This is a genomic window from Thermocrinis sp., assembly GCF_036781485.1.
GTDB lineage: Bacteria > Aquificota > Aquificia > Aquificales > Aquificaceae > Thermocrinis.
On record NZ_DAIQAX010000006.1, the window covers coordinates 59336 to 76960 of the forward strand.

Below are 17625 nucleotides of genomic sequence, written 5' to 3' on the forward strand. Positions count from 1 at the left end.
AATATTGGGCTATAATAGTTATAAGCTTTTCGGAGGCTATTAATGAAGAAAAAAATAAGGATTGCTATTGCTGGTGTGGGCAATTGCGCAAGCGCTTTGATTCAAGGAATTCATTACTACGAAAAAAATCAAGCGAATGATGTAAGTGGTTTGATGTTTGAAGATGTGGGAGGATACAAACCATGGGACATAGAAGTTGTTGCCGCATGGGACATTGACGCAAGGAAGGTTGGAAAGGATGTATCCGAAGCTATCTTTGCTGCGCCTAACTGCACCACTGTATTTGAACCTGATATTCCAAAGAAAGGTGTAAAGGTGCGTAAAGGGAAGGTGTTGGACGGATTTGCACCCCACATGGCTAATTATCCACCAGACCGTACCTTTGTACTTTCCGATGAAAAAGAGGATGAACTGGAGGATGTTGTCAGAGTGCTAAAAGAAACCGAGACTGAGATACTCATAAACTATGTACCCGTCGGCTCGGAACAGGCGGCAAGGTTTTACGCAGAAGCTTGCCTTAGAGCGGGAGTTTCCTTCATAAATGGTATGCCTACCTTTATAGTCTCGGACCCAGAGTGGGCAAAGCGTTTTGAACAAGAGGGAATACCAGTGGTTGGGGATGACATAAAGTCCCAGGTGGGTGCGACTATAGTTCACAGAACCTTGGTTCAGCTTTTCACGGACAGGGGGGTAAAAATAGACAGAACTTATCAGCTCAACTTTGGGGGTAACACGGACTTTTTAAACATGCTAGAAAGGGAAAGGTTAAAAACTAAGAAAATATCAAAGACCTCCGCCGTCGAATCCCTGCTTCCTTACGATATAGGATACGAAAACATTCACATAGGACCTTCCGATTGGGTTCCCTGGCTAAAGGATAGAAAGATCGCATACATAAGGTTAGAGGGAAGACTTTTTGGTGATGTACCCATGTATTTGGAGCTAAAGCTTGATGTGGAAGACTCACCAAACAGTGGAGGTTCAATGATAGATGCCATAAGGTGTTGTAAGCTAGCAAGAGACAGGGGTATTGGTGGTCCTCTGTATTCTATAAGCGCATACACCATGAAACATCCACCCATACAGTACCCCGACTGGCAGGCAAGGAAAATGGTAGAGGAGTTTATCAGAGGTGAAAGGGAAAGATGAAGGAAAGGCTTTTTACACCAGGTCCTGTGGAAATTCCAGAAAGGGTCAGAAAGGTCTTAGGAGAACAAATCATCCACCACAGAACGGATGAATTCAAAAGAGCTTTCTTAGAGGTCAGAGAACTCTTTAAAAGGCTGGTAGAAGATAGCTCAGAGAACTTTGTATTTTTCGCAAGCTCTGGCACGGGTGCTATGGAAGCGAGCATTCTCAACTTCTTTGAAGAGGGGGATAAGGTAATAGTGGTAAATGGCGGAAAGTTTGGGGAACGCTGGCTTAATCTGGCAAAGCACTGGGGACTAAATCCAGTAGAGTATAAAGTAGAGTGGGGTAATTCTGCGGACCCAAATAAAGTTAAAGAGCTAATGGATAGAAATTCAGACTGTAAGGGAGTGCTTATGCAGATATCCGAAACATCCACAGGTGTTTACCATCCCACAAAGGAGATAGGTTCTCTATGTAGAGAAAGAGAGGTTTTGCTGGTGGCAGACGCAATAACAGCCCTTGGGGTTTATAAAATCGTGCCTTCTGAATGGGGAATAGATGTTCTTATTGGTGGCTCTCAGAAGGGATTTCTTTTGCCCCCTGGACTTTCGGTGGTTTGGTTTTCCAGAAATGCTGAAAAGAGATTAAAAGAGAGGGCCTTTTACTTTAGTATAAAAAAGGAGATTAAAAAGCAGTTGGAAGGTCAAACTGCGTGGACGCCAGCCATAAGCTTAATACTGGCTATGAAGGAAAGCTTAAGTATGCTTTTGGAAGAGGGGATGGAAAAGGTAGAAAAAAGACATAGAACTCTTTCTAAGGCAACCCTAAGAGCAATAGAGGTTTTAGGTTTAAAACGGTTTGCCCAAAATCCATCTATTTCCGTATCCGCCATAGCCTCCGAGCAAGCAGAAAATATAAGAAGGGAGCTTTTAAGACATGGCATAAGAACTGCCGGCGGTCAGGATGAGTTAAAGGGAAAGATATTCAGAATATCCCATATGGGAGTGGATCCAAAGGATGGATTGATGCTTATAGGTATGCTGGAGGTGGTGCTTAAAAAGCTGGGCCTTTGCCAAAGATTGGGAGAGGGTGTAAAAGCATACTCTGAAGTATTTATAGAAAGTGGATTATGGTAAAGCTATTTTTGGTCAGGCATGCGGAAAGCGAATGGAATCCGATAGGCAGGTATCAGGGGCTTTTGGATCCTGATCTTTCGGAAAGAGGGAAAATTCAAGCCCAGCTTTTGGCAAAGGCTTTAGAAAAAGAAAAGATAGATGTAATCTATTCCTCTCCGCTAAAAAGAACTTACCAAACCGCTTTGGCCATAGCAAGTAAGCATAACTTGGAGGTAATACAAGAAAGAAGGATAATAGAGATAGATCATGGCGTTTGGTCTGGTATGCTTGTGGATGAGGTAAAGCAGAAGTATTCGGAGGACTTTAGAAGGTGGTTAGAGGAGCCACACAAGATTAAGTTTGAAGGAGGAGAGTCCTTAGAAGAGGTTTATGCAAGGGTAAGGGAGTTTTTGGAGTTTGTAAAGCAAAGTCACCAAAATCAAACAGTGGTGGTGACTTCTCACACTGTTCCAATAAGAGCAATGCTTTGTACCCTTTTGAACATAGACCTATCCAAGTTTTGGGCTTTTGGTTGTGATAACGCAAGCTATACATTGGTGCATATGGAAGAAAGAAGGAACGTTATAGTTAAACTTAACATAACCTGCCACTTGGGAGAATGGTATGTTCAAGCCCATAGTGCTCTTTAGTCTTTTAATCTTTCTCTTTGGCTTTTCGCAAATAAAAAAGGAGTTTGACCTTCAGGTAGAGATAGTGGCAAAGGAAGTTGAAGAAAAGCCCAAGATCTATCCCCCCGAGAGACTACCTGTGGAAGAAGCTAAACCTTTAGACCTCTCTGCAAGGCTTTTGCAACCACCAAAAGAGGTGGAGTCTTTGCCAGTTTCTCCCGTTAGGGAAGAGGGCCCCAGTTGTGGAAAGCCGAAAGATGCAATAGCATACAAAAAAGGAGTGGATTACTATCTTGCGGGGAAACTCACCCAGTCGGAGCAGGAGCTAAGCTCCGTTCTTACCATGCCATCCGTTTACAGACCTATGGCTGAGTATGTTTTAGGTTTGATAAAGCTAAGTCAGGGGCAAAAAACCCAAGCTCTGAACTTTTTTGAAAACTCATGCAAATATCCACACCAATACAGACAAGCATCCTGCGAGCTGTTTTACGCACTAAGTTTTGAGTTAAAGGGAAGTGTTCCAGAGAATAGGGACCAATTTTGGGGAGTAGTTTATAAAATAAAGCACGAAGGAAAATACACAGTTCCAAATTGTGAAGGTGCTGTTTTTAAAAGATACTGTGCATACGTGAGCAATTTTGTAAAGGGGGAGATAGACAAAAACTACAAAGATAGCACAAGTGTAAGGAGGGCTATTTTGCTTTTTGAAAATGGTCAGTTGGAGGAGGCGGAGAAAATATTTACTGAATATTCAAAACCAATAAAACCATACCGAGATATTGCCCTTTACTATTTAGGGCTCATTGCCTTGCAAAAGAACAAGCCAGACTTGGCTTACAGGTACGCAAGCCTTTTAGAAACAATAAACAGCGAATATGCCTACTCCCTTTACTCCCACATAGCTTCAAAGAGCGTACTTTTAGCAAGATTAACCTACAGTATAACAAAGGACCCAAGGTTTTTAAACGTAGCTGGAACAATAGCATACAACAATGGAGATTATCAAATTGCTTTTTCAAACTTTTTAGAGGCTAAAAAGGTTAAGTATGCGGTCTATTCTTTAATCAAAATTGGGGACTATCGCACTGCATACAGACTTTTGGAGAAGAAGGAGGACAAAGATAGAGAAGATTATGTTTGGCTTTTAGAATCTGCCTACTGGGCAGGTATGCCTATGGAAAATGCTTTAGAGCTTGTTAAAGAAAACCATCCGGATCTATATAGAGAGTACTTAGGTTGGGCTTTCTTTAGAAAAGGCGATTGGGCCTCTGCCCTAAAATACTTTGACGATCCAGAGTATAAAGCCCTATGCTACTACAACCTCAAAAAATATCAGGAAGTTTTGAATACTTTACAAGGGATCTCATCCCAAAGGGCCAATTTACTAAAAGCCAAGTCCGCGCTATTTTTGAACAATCCTTCTTTGGCAAGGAAGTTCCTCTCGCAGAACTCAGATGAAGAACTATACCTTTTGGGTATAAGCTTCTTTATGGAGGAAAACTACGACAGAGCTATTGAGTACTTTAGAAAAGTTTCAAGGAAAAGTCCCTTTGGTCCAAGGGCACTGATGAAAACAGCAGATACTCTTTACAACTTGGGAAAGGTAGAAGAAGCGAAAGCTACCTATTGGGAAATCTTAAAGAATTTCCCCGACGATCCTGTGGCTAGTCAGGCTGCCTTGGCCCTTTTGGAGGGAGACATTAACCTCACAGATGCCAAAAGGGAAGAGCTTATAAGAGAGTATTTAAAGAAAAACCCAAACTCGCCGTACGCAGGGGAGCTGAAGTACCAATTAGCAGACATCTTGATAAACAAAGGAGAAAAAAAGGAGGCGCAAAAACTTTTGGTAGAGCTTTACGAAGAGAGGGGAGATTTAAAATACAAAGCGCTACTTAAACTTGCAAGCATTGAAGAAGACAAAAACAACAAAGCGGTACTTTTATACAAGGTTTATAAAGAAGGACCAAAAGAGGAATCTGCCCAGGCTAGAAAAGAACTGATAGCTCTATACACTGAACTGGGAGACATGCTAAGTGCTGCAGAACTTTTGGAAGTTGGAGACTTCCAGGAAAAAGAAAAAGCAATTGGGCTATATGTAAAGCTAAGTCAGTGGCAGAAGGCGTTAAGTTTGGCAAAGGAACTCATGCAAATGGGACTAAGAACTCAATTTTTTGAGAATAACCTGATGGAAATTTATCAAGCAGTTAAAGACGAAAGCTTGCTTGACTACTTAATAAAAAGCCCAGACGTAAATATTTCCGCTAAGGCTAAGTTTGAAAAAGCTCTGATTTTGAACGCCCAGAAGAAACCAAAGGAAGCTCTTGAGTATCTGGTGGATATATCCATTAACCACAAAGGCACATCTGTTTATAATACTGCTATAATGGAAGGAGTACGAATATTTTTAAGTCTCGGTTTGAGGAGGGATGCAAGCTGTTTTTTAGAGAGGTTTGATCTAAAAAGTGCTTCTAAGGAGGAAAAAATCAAGTTTGAAAACTTGAGAAAAAACCTTCCAAAGTGCGAGGCAAGATGATGGAGCAGATGCTTCTTCTTTTGAAAGCAGGCGGTCTTGCTATGTATCCTCTTTTGCTTCTGTCCATAGTTTCTTGGGCAGTTGTGGTAGAAAGGTTTATAAACCTCCGAAGCTCTAATTTCATACCAAAGAACTTAAAAGATGCCAAAGCTTTGTTGCTTGCCAAAGACTTAGATGGTGCCTTTAAGGTTCTTTCCTTGGACCCTACACCCTTTGGTAAAACCCTTTATTTGCTATTGGAAAACCACATAAAGCATGGATTATCAAAGAGAGAGCTTATGGATATAGTCAGGTCAGAGATAGATCTTTTAGTGCCCAAGGTAGAGAAGAACTTAGCCATACTATCTACTATTGCCAGCTTATCACCCCTCATAGGGTTATTTGGCACAATTACTGGTCTTATAAAAGTGTTTAGATCTTTTTCCTTAAATCAGTCAGAAACCGCACTGAACCTTCTTTCTGCTGGTATAGGGGAAGCGTTGGTGGCAGCGGCCACAGGTCTGGCAGTTGCTATTCCAGCTTTATTTTTTTACTGGATCTTTAGGATATGGGGTAATAGCATACTGAATAAGTTAGAAGAGGAAGCAATTGAGGTTGTTAGGGCTATTTCATGAGGAGAAGAAGGCTCAGCTTTGATGAAAGGGCATACATAGATGTGGTGCCGCTTGTGGACACACTTTTGGCAGTTTTTCTTTTCCTTGCAGTGCTTGCATTCCAATCTCCCATAACTCTGCTGGCTGTTAAATTACCCTTTGCACAGGAAGGAGAAAAAAGGGAAGTTTCTCAGGTTTTAACCGTTCAGGTCCTAAAAAGCGGAGAATACATATTGGAAGGTCAGAGAAGAAATCCAGAGGAAATAAAGCAAGTTTTAGGGGAAAGAAAGCCAGAAAGGTTGGTCATACAAGCGGATGAGGAAACACCCCACAAGTTTGTAGTCCGGCTTATGGATATAGCCAAGGCCCAGGACGTTCAGGAAGTGCTTATAGCTACAAGAAAGAAGCTCTGATGTTTTTCTTTAAAAAGCTAATATCTCACTTGATACTCCCGCCCGGTATTTTTTTGATAGTCTTTCTGATAATAGCCATACTAAGTAAAAAGAGCAGGTTTGTAAGGATCCTGTCTTTGGGCTCCGCTCTGTTTATTTACGCCCTTTCCATAGAACCAACAAAAGACCTGCTGTATAAACCTTTAGAGTCTTCCTACCCCACTCCCTCGGAGCCAAAGGGAGATGCTATAGTGATCTTGGGGGGTGGAGCCTACAGCACTGGCATACTAAAGGAAGACTCCACAAAAAGACTCCTCACAGGCTTTATACTTCACAAGCAGACTGGACTGCCTCTAATTCTCTCCGGCGGTGCGTCAGTGAGCGCCCTTCCAGAGGCTGAGATAATGAGGTCCATGCTTGAGAGCTTAGGTGTGGAAAAAGGTAGCCTGTATGCTGAAGTCAAAAGCAGAGACACTGAAGAAAACGCAAAGGAAGTAAAGGCTATATGTCAAAAACTAAAGTGCAAAAGGGTAATATTGATTACCTCTGCTTACCATATGAAAAGAGCTGTGATGTCCTTTGAAAAGGTAGGTTTAGAAGTAGTTCCTTACCCAACTGACTTTAAAAGGGACTTAAGATACAACCTCTACAGCTTTTTACCAAAGATGAGCGTTATGGCAGACAGCTACAAAGCACTGAGAGAGTATTTGGGTTTATTGTGGTATTCTTTTAGCTTGGATGATTAGAAAGTTTTACATAGCTGGTGGGGGAACAGGCGGACATTTTTTTCCAGCCCTTGCCCTTATAGAGTGCCTTATGGAGAAAAACATACCCTGTGAATTCGTAGGTGCAGAGAGGGGTATTGAAAAAAGATTGAGCCATCTTATAGCTTCAGAAAAACATTTCCTTAAAGTTTATCCCTTTATAGGGAGATCTTTGAAAGATAAGATAAAATCTCTTTATAGCGTGTCTTTTTCTTCCTTAAAGCTATACCCTAAGCTCAAGCGTGATAGTGTTAGCGTAGTTTTTGGCGGTTATGCTAGCCTTCCTCTGGGAATCAGCTCCCTTTTAAAGGGGGTTCATCTTTTTTTACACGAACAAAATTCCATACCAAGCACTACCAATCAAGTTTTAAGCAAGTTTGCAAGGTTAATTTTCGTCTCTTTTGAACACTCTAAAAGATTCTTTCCCTCACAAAAAACAGTAAAAACAGGCTTGCCTGTTAGAAGATCCCTACTGGAAGGGCTAAGACTTTCAGAAAAGGAAGCAAGAGAGAGACTTAACTTAGAAGACAGAGAAACCCTTCTTGTGATGGGTGGAAGTCAGGGATCGTCTTTTATAAACAGCTTGGCGGTGGATGTTTTCAAAAAAAAGGGGCTTCAGGGCATACACATAACCGGAGAGAAAGAATACGAAAATTTAAAGCAAGCCTACAAAGGTATGCCCGTGCTTGTTCTTCCATTTACTGAAAGGATGGACCTAATATACAGGGCCTCCAGCGTCGTCATAAGCAGGGCAGGTGCAAGCTCTATAACAGAGCTTTCCCTATACGGTATCCCATCCCTTTTCATCCCCTATCCATACTCTGTAAGAGACCATCAGTATTACAACGCAAAGGAGATAGAAGAGCTGGGGGGAGCTTTTGTGCTCAGACAGGAAGAAGTAGAGCTATCAAAGGTCCTAAAAATTTTGGATAAGCTACTTTCAAACAGAGAAGAATTTTCACGCAACATCAGAAGCTTTGCAGAGCCCAATGCTTGCCAAAAAATCATCGATCACATCCAAAACTTCCTTATGACCTATTCCTAACTCTTCAAAGCTTATCAGCCTATCCCTGAGAATCTCCCGTGGAATACCCGTTATCCTCTGAGCAAGTTCATAGTCAAATCTTAGAAAAAGGCTTCCGTGTAGCAAAAAGCTATTTCTTAACACCCTCATGGCGCAGGCTACTATCTTCTTCCCTCTGTAAGTCAGCTCGCCAAAGGTAGGATAATAAAAGCAAAAGTAATCATCATAAGAACCGATGTATCTGGAAATTTCCAAAGTTATCCCCAGATCTTCAAAGTGCTCTTTCAAACAGCTCATAAAGCTTAGATAAACATCCTTGTATCTTTTGCCCCATCTTTCCTTCAGGTCTGCCACAGAGAAGGACAGGTCCCATCCGTGTAGTAGCGCTCCTCCTCCGGTAGGCCTTCTAACCAGTGCAACAGGAAAGGATCTTTCTTTCTGAAAAAAACCTATGCTTACTGTGGGCTCTTCCCAAGCGTAAAGTCTGAAAAAGGGACCCATACCCTCTTCCGCTTTCAGAAGGTTTTGGTAGTCCTTAAGCATATTTTCAGCGCCGCTTAAAATCTCAATCATTCAAGAACTGCCTGAAGCCTTTCAAGCTTTAGGTCTTTCAAAAGCTGATAGTCCTTCTTTATATCCCTTCCCGCCCTGGTTAAATAGCCTCCCACCATCATAGCATTTGTCATAAGAACAGCCATACCGTAAAAGTCCCTCAAAGTTTGTTCCCTTCCACCGCAAAGTCTTAGCTCAGCTCTTGGATTGGTAAGCCTAAACATGGCAATGATCTTCAGTGCTTCTAAGGGTGATACGCCCGGAGCCTTTTCCAGTGGCGTGCCTTCAATGGGCATGAGAAAGTTAAGCGGAATAGAATCTACCTCCAGCTCTCTGTATGTTAAAGCCAAATCCACTCTATCTTCCTCTGACTCTCCCATCCCAAATATACCCCCACAGCACGTAGATAGCCCAACCTTTTTTATCCTCTTTATAGTTTCATATCTGTCTTCCCAGCTGTGAGTGCTAACTATCTTTGGGAAAAAGTTTTTAGAGGCTTCTAAATTGTGGTTTACTCTCTTTACTCCAGCTTCCTTTAGTTTTTTAAGGGATTCTTCATCCAGTGTTCCTGCAGACACGCACACATTAATTGGAAGCTTTTCCACACGCTTTACCTCTTCTACGCTTTGTTTTATTTTTTCTATCTCTTCCGACGTTGCAGATTTTCCACTCAAAACTACACAGTATCTGTTGGCTCCAAACTCCACAGCCCTGTAAGCACCTTCCACTATCTCTTCCTTTGGCACCAGTGGATAGACGTTAATGGGTGTTTTGTAAAACTTTGATTGAGCACAGAACCTACAATCCTCAGAACAAGCCCCGCTTTTTGCGTTTATGATAGAACAAAATTCTATCTTATCCTTCTGATGAAAGCGGTGATTTACCTTTTGAGCACAGTATACCAACAAAGCAATGTACTCGTCTGGGGTACGAAGGATATTGAGGGCCTCTTCCTTACTCAAAGGATAACCTTCAATAACTCTGTTAGAGAGATCTATCAAAAACTCTTCCCATCTATCCATAACTTACCTCCGTTAAACCTATAGATTTTAATCTTTAACCCAGTTTCTTCAAGTCTTTTATCGCATTTCTAAAGCCAGAGATAATACCTATGAAGAAAAAGAAGAGCAAACCAAAGGGGAAAGTCTTTATCTTGAATACTCTTTCCATCAACCAAACATCAAAGGCATAACCCACAAGGAGTCCAGCAATAACACCGCCAACTATGTTAAAGCCTACGGTTAAAGCTAAAAGATCTTTACCCTTCACTCAATTAAAATTTTAACCTTATGGACCCAAAGCCAATAATTGAAGAACTGAAAAGAAAGGGATACAAAAACATATACACTTGGTGTGACCCACCAGGAACGTTCTACGATTGGCACATGCACAGCGAGGATGAAATAAGAGTGGTCTATAAAGGGTCTATAGTAATAGGCACAAAGGAAGGGATTTACGAATTAAAAGAAGGAGATAGTTTGGAAATAAAGGCAGGTACCCTCCATTGGGCAAAGACGGAAAAGGGTGTGTGCTACGTTTGTGGTAGCAGATAAGTTATATAAATATTCTAAAAGATTTATATAAAGCAAGCTTATATTGTTCTAAAAACTTTTTATTGTCTATCCAAAGTTCGAGCGTTATTATGATTGCTAATGAAATTGGGAGGTGAAAGTATGAGCGTAAGCAGAAGGGATCTTTTTAAGTTGGCAGGTGTGGGTGCCATAGCAGCCGGGCTATCTTCTAAGCCCACCTTTGCAGCTGCAGAAAAAGTGGGAAAAATGGAAGCTATGCTTCCACCACCAAAAGGTAATAGGGTAGTGATATGTGGTGGAGGATGGGCTGGGCTTACTGTAGCAAAGTATCTCAAGAAAGAAAATCCAAACATTGATGTGGTCCTTATTGAAAAGAGGCCAAACTTCTTCTCCTGTCCCATATCCAACCCTTGGTTAGCTGGTCTGGTAAGCCTTGACTTTATATCCCACGACTACAACCAGCCTGCGGCAAAGTATGGCTATAGGTTCATCAATGGTTTGGTTGTAGGAATAGAAAGGGACAGGAAGAGGGTCTATACTAACTACGGTTATATAGAATACAACTACTTGGTTTTGGCACCGGGGATAAGATATAACTACTCTGCTTGGTTCAAGGATGATAAGGAGATGACCAACTATACTAAAATCAACTATCCAGCAGCGTTCATACCCGGTTCTGAGCATTTGGCACTGAAGAGGAAAATTGAGGAGTTTGAGAAAGGAGACTTTATAATCACAGTTCCACCAGGAGCTTACAGATGTCCGCCCGCACCTTACGAAAGGGCTTGTATGATAGCGGAAGTGTTCAAAAGAAATAAAGTGGATGGTAGAGTTATAATCCTTGATCCAAAGCCAGACATAGCGCCAAAGGGTCCTGGCTTCAGAGCTGCATACGAGCAAGTCTATCTTGGTCTAGTAGAGTATGTGCCCAATGCGACCATAAAGGAAGTGGACCCAGTTAACAAGGTAATTAAGACCACCGCTGGAGACTTCAAGTTTACGGATGCCAATTTGGTTCCACCTCATCAAGCAGGTAGTTTGGTTTGGATGGCGGACCTGATAGCAAAGGACAAAGAAGGCAAACCTACAGGATGGGCTGACCAGGATCCTTTAACCTTCCAAGCCAAGGCAGATCCCAACGTTTTCCTATTGGGAGACGTTATAAGTGGTGTTCCCTATCCAAAGAGCGGACACATCGCAAATTCTCAAGGAAAGATAGTGGCAAAGATAATAGCGGGAAGGATAGCAGGTAAAGAGGTCAAGCCTACTTTACCGGACAATACATGCTATTCCATGGTAAACGGCAGTCCTCAAGAGGCCATAGTTATTAATGTGACCTACGAATACGATGAAAAAGAGAAGAAGATAAATCCAAAACCGAGAACCATAAATGATCGCTCCAAAGCGTTGGCAGATGCTACATACGAGTGGGCAAGGGCTATGTACAAAGATATGTTCTCCTAATGCTCACAAACCCCCACCGGGGGCATTAAAATTAAAGGAGGATCTATGAATAGGCGAAGTTTTATAAAAGCATGTAGCACTATAGCTGTAGCTTCTATGATAGATCCATCCGTGTTTTCTAACCTTATCTCCGCCCAAGAGGGAATGTTTAGAGCTTACAAAAAAGCTATTTTGCTAAAGGAGGATGGGTCTCCCCTCACAGAAGAAGACCTAAAACCGCACACAAACTACATATTTTTCTATCCCTACGCAAGCACACCTTGTTATATCATTAATCTAGGAGAAGAGGTAAAACCTGTGGAGGTTACACTAAAGAACGGTAAGAAATACAACTGGCAAGGTGGGGTGGGAAGCAAAAAAAGTATAGTGGCTTACTCTGCCATCTGCGCCCATCAATGGAGTTATCCAACTAAAAAATACTCTTTTATAAACTACTACCCACCAGACAAGCCCTCCGAAGTTACGAAGAAAGCTGGAATAATCCAGTGCTGCGCCCACCTGGCTTTGTATGACCCAAGAGAAGGCGCAAGGGTAATTGACGGACCAGCGGACTTTCCATTAGCATCTGTGGTCATACAAGAAGAAGGTGGAAAGTTTTATGCTATAGGCATCCTTGGAGTAGACCAATTTGATAAGTTTTTTGACAACTACAGAAAAGAACTCAGAGAAGCTTACGGAACAACTGCAAAGGCCAAAGAATTAGTGGAATCATGTAAAGTGATGGAGGTTAGCAAGTATGTTGGACAAGTCATTTACTGTTAACAGAAGAGACCTTATAAAAGGAACGTTAGCTGGTGCCATAAGCCTTCCTTCCGCAGTTTATGCAAGAAAAGAAAGCGTTACAAGAAGGGAGAAAGCTAAGGTTGTTATAGTGGGTGGGGGCTATGGTGGAGTGTCTGTTGCTAACCAGCTAAAAAAGGAAAACCCAGAGATTTCGGTAATACTTATTGAAGAAAGACCCTTTTTTGTATCCTGTCCTATGTCAAACCATTTTTTAGTAGGATTGATTGATTTTGGTTCCCTTTGCTTTTCTTACAACTCTCTGGAAGCGAGAGGAATAAAAGTTATACAGGACAAAGTTTTGGATGTGGATTTTTCTAAAAAAGTAGTGAGAATTTCAGAAGGGTACATAGATTATGATTTTCTGGTGCTCTCCCCAGGAATAGAGTATGACATAGAAGACAAGCCTTTTTATCGTGATTCCTTAATTTACAATCCTCCAGCGTTTAGGCCTGGCTCAGAGCAGTTGTTTTTAAAGAAACTTATTGATGAGTTTGAGGGCGGAAACATAGTTATCACAGTGCCACCCCCACCTTACAGATGTCCCCCAGCACCTTACGAAAGGGCTGCTTTAATAGCCAGTATGATAAAGAAGAATAATATAAAAGCTCAGCTATTTTTCATAGACGCTAACGAAAGGCCAATCATAAACTCCGAGGGGTTCTTATCGGCATACTATGAACTCTACGTGGATATAGCTACCTACATCACCTCTTCACAGGTCAAGGACGTGGATGTAGGGAAAAAGGTTGTAAGAACAACTCACGGAGATTTCAAATACGATTTGGCTTGCATAATCCCACCTATGAAGGCAAACTCTTTGTTAGAAAAGATAGGTCTTTTGAAGAAGGGTGAAAAGTGGGTTGAGGTAAATCCTCTAACCTTTGAAACAAAAATACCAAACGTGTTCGTCATAGGTGATGCGGCGCAGAGCTATCTACCAAAGAGCGGGTATGCGGCTTATTCAGAGGGTAAATTAGTAGCAAAGATAATAAATGCAAGAATCAAAGGGAAAAGGGTTGAAGAAGAGTATATGCAAATGGTATGTTATGCCATGGTGAGCGACAAAGAAGCAATAATGGTAGAAACAAGCTTTAGATACGATAGCGTAAACAGGAGGTTTGTCCCGTTACATAGAGAGGACAACAAAAGGAAGGAAACCACCGCCAAAAGGTACGAGGAGTGGGCAAAAGGACTGTGGAGGGAATTGTTTGGCTGATTAAAACTCTTTTAGCATACCTTTAACTTTATCTTCCCAACTTGGGTGGACCATGTCCGCCCTTCTTAGGTTCCTTTTCCTCTTCTTGGACTTCTTTGTATTGTAGTGAGCTCCTCCAGATTTCCATCTTTTTACCTTACCCGTCGCAGTTATCTTAAACCTCTTCTTCGCAGACCTGTTTGTTTTCATCTTCACTTTTGCCATTCTTATCTACCTCCAAGCTTAAGATTATATCATACCTTTTAGTTTCTCTTTTAGTTTGCTTAGCGCGCTTTCTTTTATCTGAGATACTCTGGCTGTTGATACTTTTAAAAGCTTTGCCACCTCTTTGGCTGGTATCTCTTCGTAAAATAAAAGCTGTAAAACAAGCTGTTCCCTTTGCTCCAGACTTTTTATTGCGGAAATTATCTTTTCCCTTAGATCCTCTTTTATTACGTTTTCCTCCGGGGATTCTAATCTTGCAGAAAATATCTCTTCGTAGTTTCTTCCCTCTCTGAACATATCATCCAAAGAAAGAATGTGCGATGCGAATATTTTCTGAAGGTCAGAGTAAAATACTTCTGGCTTTTCCCCTAAGGCACTTATAAGCTCATCATCTGTGGGCTCCCTGCCTAATTCCTGCGTAAGTCTATCTAAGGTTTGTCTTATCTCCCTCTCTTTTTTCCTTAGTTTTTTACTCGCGAAGTCAAGGCTTCGCAAATAATCGTAGATGGCTCCCTTAATCCTAAGCCTTAGATAGGCCTCTGGATTTCTAGTATTGTCCAACTTTTTAACAGATTCTAAAACTGCTACAATGCCCTGTCCTATAAGGTCGTTTACGTCAACAGCGTCTGGTAAGTGCCTGTGTATCCTGTGCGCCAATGATTTTATCAGAGGCAAATACTTTAATACGAGTTCCTTATCTTCTTTATGTATCTGCACGTTTTTTTATTTTACCACTATAAATATCTTAAATTTAAACGCTTGAATTAACAAAGCCCTGAGTTTAGAATTCACTTTTATGAAGGCTAATTTGACAGTTTCCGGGATGACATGTGCTAACTGTGCAAAATCTATAGAACTGGCTCTCAAAAAAATGCACGGTGTTTCTGATGTTAAGGTGTCCTTTGAGCTTGGTAGGGTTTGGATAGAGTTTGACGAGGATATTTTAAGTTTAAGCAGTATAAAAGAAACAATAGAATCTCTTGGTTACCAAGTAGAGAAGGAGAAACTAAGAGAATATAACCTGCCCGTACTTGTTTTCTGTTGGATAGCTGGAGCTTTGTCAATGTTTTTGATGCTCTCGCATACAGAATGGAGTTTGGTTACTCAGGCCCTTCTTTCAACCCTTGTGCAGATAATCGGAGGTTACAAACTTTACCGTTCTGCCTATTACTCTATAAAGGCTAAAACGGGCAACATGGACCTGCTCGTTTCCTTAGGAAGCACTTCGGCGCTCATCTACAGTTATCTAGCTCTGTTTAAAGTGATCCCAGAAGAACCCCTTTTTGAAACTTCTCTTTTTCTTATTACCTTTGTCAGAACTGGAAAATTCTTGGAAGAGAAGGCGAAAAAAAAGGCTACGGAAGGTTTAAGAAGGTTGTTTGGCTTGCAAAGCCTTAAAGTAAGAGTGCTTAAGGAAAGGGAAGAGGAAAAAGGCGTTTACGAGGTGTTTATAGGCGATAACATCGTGCTCAGAAGTGGGGATATGGTCCCCTTAGACAGCAAGCTTGTGGAAGGAAAGCTTTATGTTGATGAGTCTATGATAACTGGGGAAAGTCTGCCAGTATTAAAAGAAGTGGGTGATAGCTTGCTTTCGGGAAGCCTTGTTATAAATGGATACGCCGTTGCAAAAGTTGAACGGTCTTTTTCAAAGAGCTATGTTTCAATTTTAATAAAACTGGTCGAAAGGGCGCTATCGGAAAAACCAAAGATACATAGGGTGGCTGACAGAATATCACACTACTTTGTTCAAGGAGTTATTGCTTTATCTATTCTTGTATTTCTGCTTTGGTTCTTGAAAACGGGCGATTTTCAAAAGGCTATAACCTTCTCTTTAGCCGTTATGGTAATATCCTGTCCCTGCGCTTTTGGTATAGCTATACCCTTGGCAATTACAGTTGGGCTAAACAGGGCTTACAAAAAGGGAATTGTAGTTAAAAAACCGGAAGCTTTTGAAAAAAGTATTGATGTGATACTCATAGATAAGACTGGTACTCTCACAAAAGGAAAGCCTAAGGTAAGCAAAGCAAATATCAAACAGGGGTATTTGGACATTGCCTATACCCTGTCTTTAAAGTCTAACCACCCCTACTCTGTAGCGGTTAGAGAATACTGTGAAAGTTTAGGGGCCAAAGAGATCCCTCTGAAAAACTGCAAGGAGGAGGTTGGTATTGGAGTATTCTGTGATGAATACAGACTGGGAAGGGGTGTTAATGGGCATACTGTATTGATCAAGAATGGTGAAATTCTGGCCGAGTTCGAGTTTGAAGAAACTGCAAGAGAGGAGTCTAAGGAAGTCTTAGAGTTTCTGAAGAAGAACAATATTTACCCAATCATAGTAAGCGGGGATGAAAGGGAAAGGGTGAGGAAGGTAGCAGAGCTTTTGGGCGTAGAAAAGTGGTATGCTGGTATGAAGCCAGAACAAAAGCTTAGCATCCTTTCCGAGCTACAGAGTAAGGGATACAAAGTAGGTATGGTGGGGGATGGTATAAACGATGCCCCGGTGCTTGCAAAGGCTGATCTTTCCTTTGCAGTAGGTTCTGGAACTGATGTGGCGAAGTTTTCTACGGATGTAATACTCAACTCGGGCTTGGTAGGTCTAAAAGAGTTCTTTGAGTTGGCTAGAGCAATTAGGAAAAGAATAAAAGAAAATTTACTTTGGGCTTTTGGTTATAACCTACTAGCTATACCCATTGCAAGTGGAATTTTTTATCCTTACTTCTTTATAAAACCTGAGTTTGCCGGCTTGCTTATGGCCCTCTCTTCCTTAAGCGTTGTCATAAACTCTCTGCGAACGTAGAGTTATTTTCTAATTCTATGGAATTTTTCAAAAACTTTTACCTTTACTTAGCCGACATAGTCCCTTTTTTTATTCTGGCTGTTTTCATAAGCGCCTTACTAAAGGCCACGGTAAAGCCTTCGTTGTTTTTGAAGGTCCTTTCCTATGGATCATTTTCTTCTTTATTTACCGCTTTGTTAGGTGGCATTATGCCTTTATGTTCCTGTTCTATGTTGCCCCTGGCAAACTTTATAAACAGTTACTCTAAAAGCTATGGACCAGTTTTTGCTTTTCTGATAAGCGCTCCAACCCTTTCTCCTGTTATTCTGTTTTTGACTTACGCTCTGTTTGGATGGAAGGTATCTCTTTTTAGACTGTTTGTTTCTCTGATTTTTGCCTTATCGATAGCCCTGATCGCAGATAAACTTTACAAAAAACCCTTAACCTTAAAGCTATCCTACGATGAAAGACCCCCAAAAGGATCTTTATTCCTTGAAGGTCTAAAAGATCAAATGTCGGTGGTTAAATATCTTTTAATTGGCGTATTCATAGCTTCCCTTATCAAAACTTACATACCTACCCAGCTTGTTGCAAACATCTCTCAAAGTGTTTTGATATACCCTCTCATATCTTTGGTGTCTATACCAATATATGTGTGCTCGGGTGAGGATGTAATTTTAGGAAAAGCTATGCAGGATGTAGGATTTACAACGGGTCAAGCTATGACCTTTATGCTATCCAGCAGTGGAATATGCCTGCCAACTATCTTTGCGGTTATGTCTTTCCTTCCTAAAAGCACAGTCATACTCTATGCCACAGCTTGGTTTTTATTTTCTATAATAACTGGCTTTGCTTACGATACACTTTTTTATAAATTTTTATAAAATTTATTTTTAATAGAAAAATGGATTAAAATA

19 protein-coding genes are annotated in these 17625 nt (G+C 41.2%); 14 read left to right on the forward strand and 5 right to left on the reverse strand.

Going from position 1 to position 17625, the window contains the following annotated elements; all coding sequences use genetic code 11:
- Positions 1-42 precede the first annotated feature (42 nt).
- The 8 genes from V7P40_RS04765 to murG are packed head-to-tail and all read left to right on the forward strand — an operon-like array spanning position 43 to position 8202.
- Positions 43-1149: an inositol-3-phosphate synthase gene (locus tag V7P40_RS04765; RefSeq protein WP_333784831.1), complete on the forward strand. Its 1107-nt coding sequence runs from the start codon at positions 43-45 to the stop codon at positions 1147-1149.
- Positions 1146-2267, forward strand: a complete 1122-nt coding sequence (locus tag V7P40_RS04770) for an alanine--glyoxylate aminotransferase family protein (protein WP_333784832.1) — start codon at positions 1146-1148, stop codon at positions 2265-2267. The genes V7P40_RS04765 and V7P40_RS04770 overlap by 4 nt, the downstream gene beginning before the upstream one ends.
- Positions 2261-2896, forward strand: coding sequence for a phosphoserine phosphatase PspA (pspA, locus tag V7P40_RS04775; RefSeq protein ID WP_333784833.1), 636 nt, complete (start codon positions 2261-2263; stop codon positions 2894-2896). Before V7P40_RS04770 ends, pspA begins: the two co-directional genes overlap by 7 nt.
- A complete protein-coding gene (locus tag V7P40_RS04780) occupies positions 2871-5408 on the forward strand; it encodes a tetratricopeptide repeat protein (protein ID WP_333784834.1) in 2538 nt (845 codons plus the stop codon). The genes pspA and V7P40_RS04780 overlap by 26 nt, the downstream gene beginning before the upstream one ends.
- A gap of 8 nt (positions 5409-5416) precedes the next feature.
- A complete protein-coding gene (locus V7P40_RS04785; protein ID WP_333784835.1) occupies positions 5417-6022 on the forward strand; it encodes a MotA/TolQ/ExbB proton channel family protein in 606 nt (201 codons plus the stop codon).
- Complete coding sequence (locus V7P40_RS04790) at positions 6019-6414, forward strand: biopolymer transporter ExbD (protein ID WP_333784836.1); 396 nt, start codon at positions 6019-6021, stop codon at positions 6412-6414. The genes V7P40_RS04785 and V7P40_RS04790 overlap by 4 nt, the downstream gene beginning before the upstream one ends.
- Positions 6414-7139, forward strand: a complete 726-nt coding sequence (locus V7P40_RS04795; RefSeq protein ID WP_333784837.1) for a YdcF family protein — start codon at positions 6414-6416, stop codon at positions 7137-7139. The genes V7P40_RS04790 and V7P40_RS04795 overlap by 1 nt, the downstream gene beginning before the upstream one ends.
- Positions 7132-8202, forward strand: a complete 1071-nt coding sequence (gene murG / locus V7P40_RS04800) for an undecaprenyldiphospho-muramoylpentapeptide beta-N-acetylglucosaminyltransferase (RefSeq protein ID WP_333784838.1) — start codon at positions 7132-7134, stop codon at positions 8200-8202. The genes V7P40_RS04795 and murG overlap by 8 nt, the downstream gene beginning before the upstream one ends.
- Here the strand turns inward: murG and V7P40_RS04805 are convergent.
- The 3 genes from V7P40_RS04805 to V7P40_RS04815 are packed head-to-tail and all read right to left on the reverse strand — an operon-like array spanning position 8116 to position 10002.
- Positions 8116-8754 carry a lipoate--protein ligase gene (locus V7P40_RS04805; protein WP_333784839.1) on the reverse strand — a complete coding sequence of 213 codons (639 nt, stop codon included), beginning with the start codon at positions 8752-8754 and terminating at the stop codon, positions 8116-8118. The two genes, murG and V7P40_RS04805, sit on opposite strands and share 87 nt — an antisense overlap.
- A complete protein-coding gene (bioB, locus tag V7P40_RS04810; protein ID WP_333784840.1) occupies positions 8751-9755 on the reverse strand; it encodes a biotin synthase BioB in 1005 nt (334 codons plus the stop codon). Before bioB ends, V7P40_RS04805 begins: the two co-directional genes overlap by 4 nt.
- 34 nt (positions 9756-9789) lie before the next feature.
- Positions 9790-10002, reverse strand: coding sequence for an AtpZ/AtpI family protein (locus tag V7P40_RS04815; protein WP_333784841.1), 213 nt, complete (start codon positions 10000-10002; stop codon positions 9790-9792).
- 20 nt (positions 10003-10022) lie between these two features.
- Between V7P40_RS04815 and V7P40_RS04820 the strand changes: the two genes are divergently transcribed.
- From V7P40_RS04820 to V7P40_RS04835, 4 genes are all read left to right on the forward strand, one after another.
- Positions 10023-10286: a cupin domain-containing protein gene (locus V7P40_RS04820; protein WP_333784842.1), complete on the forward strand. Its 264-nt coding sequence runs from the start codon at positions 10023-10025 to the stop codon at positions 10284-10286.
- Positions 10287-10385: 99 nt separating this feature from the next.
- Positions 10386-11729 carry an FAD/NAD(P)-binding oxidoreductase gene (locus tag V7P40_RS04825; protein ID WP_333784843.1) on the forward strand — a complete coding sequence of 448 codons (1344 nt, stop codon included), beginning with the start codon at positions 10386-10388 and terminating at the stop codon, positions 11727-11729.
- Positions 11730-11774: 45 nt separating this feature from the next.
- Positions 11775-12491 carry a (2Fe-2S)-binding protein gene (locus V7P40_RS04830; protein WP_333784844.1) on the forward strand — a complete coding sequence of 239 codons (717 nt, stop codon included), beginning with the start codon at positions 11775-11777 and terminating at the stop codon, positions 12489-12491.
- The gene (locus V7P40_RS04835; protein WP_333784845.1) at positions 12466-13728 is read left to right on the forward strand and encodes an FAD/NAD(P)-binding oxidoreductase; all 1263 of its coding nucleotides are present in this window, start codon (positions 12466-12468) and stop codon (positions 13726-13728) included. The genes V7P40_RS04830 and V7P40_RS04835 overlap by 26 nt, the downstream gene beginning before the upstream one ends.
- Here the strand turns inward: V7P40_RS04835 and rpmI are convergent, their stop codons facing one another.
- Together rpmI and V7P40_RS04845 are read right to left on the reverse strand one after the other, a co-directional pair.
- Complete coding sequence (gene rpmI / locus V7P40_RS04840; RefSeq protein WP_333784846.1) at positions 13729-13932, reverse strand: 50S ribosomal protein L35; 204 nt, start codon at positions 13930-13932, stop codon at positions 13729-13731. It abuts the gene before it with no gap.
- A gap of 24 nt (positions 13933-13956) precedes the next feature.
- Positions 13957-14649 carry a FliA/WhiG family RNA polymerase sigma factor gene (locus tag V7P40_RS04845; RefSeq protein ID WP_333784847.1) on the reverse strand — a complete coding sequence of 231 codons (693 nt, stop codon included), beginning with the start codon at positions 14647-14649 and terminating at the stop codon, positions 13957-13959.
- A gap of 79 nt (positions 14650-14728) precedes the next feature.
- On the opposite strand from V7P40_RS04845, the gene V7P40_RS04850 reads away from it, so the two are divergent.
- Together V7P40_RS04850 and V7P40_RS04855 are read left to right on the forward strand one after the other, a co-directional pair.
- The gene (locus tag V7P40_RS04850; RefSeq protein ID WP_333784848.1) at positions 14729-16729 is read left to right on the forward strand and encodes a cation-translocating P-type ATPase; all 2001 of its coding nucleotides are present in this window, start codon (positions 14729-14731) and stop codon (positions 16727-16729) included.
- 17 nt (positions 16730-16746) lie between these two features.
- Entirely contained in the window at positions 16747-17592 is an 846-nt protein-coding gene (locus tag V7P40_RS04855) for a permease (RefSeq protein ID WP_333784849.1), read from the forward strand.
- Positions 17593-17625: the final 33 nt, after the last annotated feature.

What these genes read in the sequence shown, in the direction of transcription:
- V7P40_RS04765 (WP_333784831.1), top strand. Translation starts at nt 43, where the DNA reads ATGAAGAAAAAAATAAGGATTGCTATTGCTGGTGTGGGCAATTGCGCA.
- V7P40_RS04770 (WP_333784832.1), top strand. Translation starts at nt 1,146, where the DNA reads ATGAAGGAAAGGCTTTTTACACCAGGTCCTGTGGAAATTCCAGAAAGG.
- pspA (WP_333784833.1), top strand. Translation starts at nt 2,261, where the DNA reads ATGGTAAAGCTATTTTTGGTCAGGCATGCGGAAAGCGAATGGAATCCG.
- V7P40_RS04780 (WP_333784834.1), top strand. Translation starts at nt 2,871, where the DNA reads ATGTTCAAGCCCATAGTGCTCTTTAGTCTTTTAATCTTTCTCTTTGGC.
- V7P40_RS04785 (WP_333784835.1), top strand. Translation starts at nt 5,417, where the DNA reads ATGCTTCTTCTTTTGAAAGCAGGCGGTCTTGCTATGTATCCTCTTTTG.
- V7P40_RS04790 (WP_333784836.1), top strand. Translation starts at nt 6,019, where the DNA reads ATGAGGAGAAGAAGGCTCAGCTTTGATGAAAGGGCATACATAGATGTG.
- V7P40_RS04795 (WP_333784837.1), top strand. Translation starts at nt 6,414, where the DNA reads ATGTTTTTCTTTAAAAAGCTAATATCTCACTTGATACTCCCGCCCGGT.
- murG (WP_333784838.1), top strand. Translation starts at nt 7,132, where the DNA reads ATGATTAGAAAGTTTTACATAGCTGGTGGGGGAACAGGCGGACATTTT.
- V7P40_RS04805 (WP_333784839.1), bottom strand. Translation starts at nt 8,754, where the DNA reads ATGATTGAGATTTTAAGCGGCGCTGAAAATATGCTTAAGGACTACCAA.
- bioB (WP_333784840.1), bottom strand. Translation starts at nt 9,755, where the DNA reads ATGGATAGATGGGAAGAGTTTTTGATAGATCTCTCTAACAGAGTTATT.
- V7P40_RS04820 (WP_333784842.1), top strand. Translation starts at nt 10,023, where the DNA reads ATGGACCCAAAGCCAATAATTGAAGAACTGAAAAGAAAGGGATACAAA.
- V7P40_RS04825 (WP_333784843.1), top strand. Translation starts at nt 10,386, where the DNA reads ATGAAATTGGGAGGTGAAAGTATGAGCGTAAGCAGAAGGGATCTTTTT.
- V7P40_RS04830 (WP_333784844.1), top strand. Translation starts at nt 11,775, where the DNA reads ATGAATAGGCGAAGTTTTATAAAAGCATGTAGCACTATAGCTGTAGCT.
- V7P40_RS04835 (WP_333784845.1), top strand. Translation starts at nt 12,466, where the DNA reads ATGTTGGACAAGTCATTTACTGTTAACAGAAGAGACCTTATAAAAGGA.
- rpmI (WP_333784846.1), bottom strand. Translation starts at nt 13,932, where the DNA reads ATGGCAAAAGTGAAGATGAAAACAAACAGGTCTGCGAAGAAGAGGTTT.
- V7P40_RS04850 (WP_333784848.1), top strand. Translation starts at nt 14,729, where the DNA reads ATGAAGGCTAATTTGACAGTTTCCGGGATGACATGTGCTAACTGTGCA.
- V7P40_RS04855 (WP_333784849.1), top strand. Translation starts at nt 16,747, where the DNA reads ATGGAATTTTTCAAAAACTTTTACCTTTACTTAGCCGACATAGTCCCT.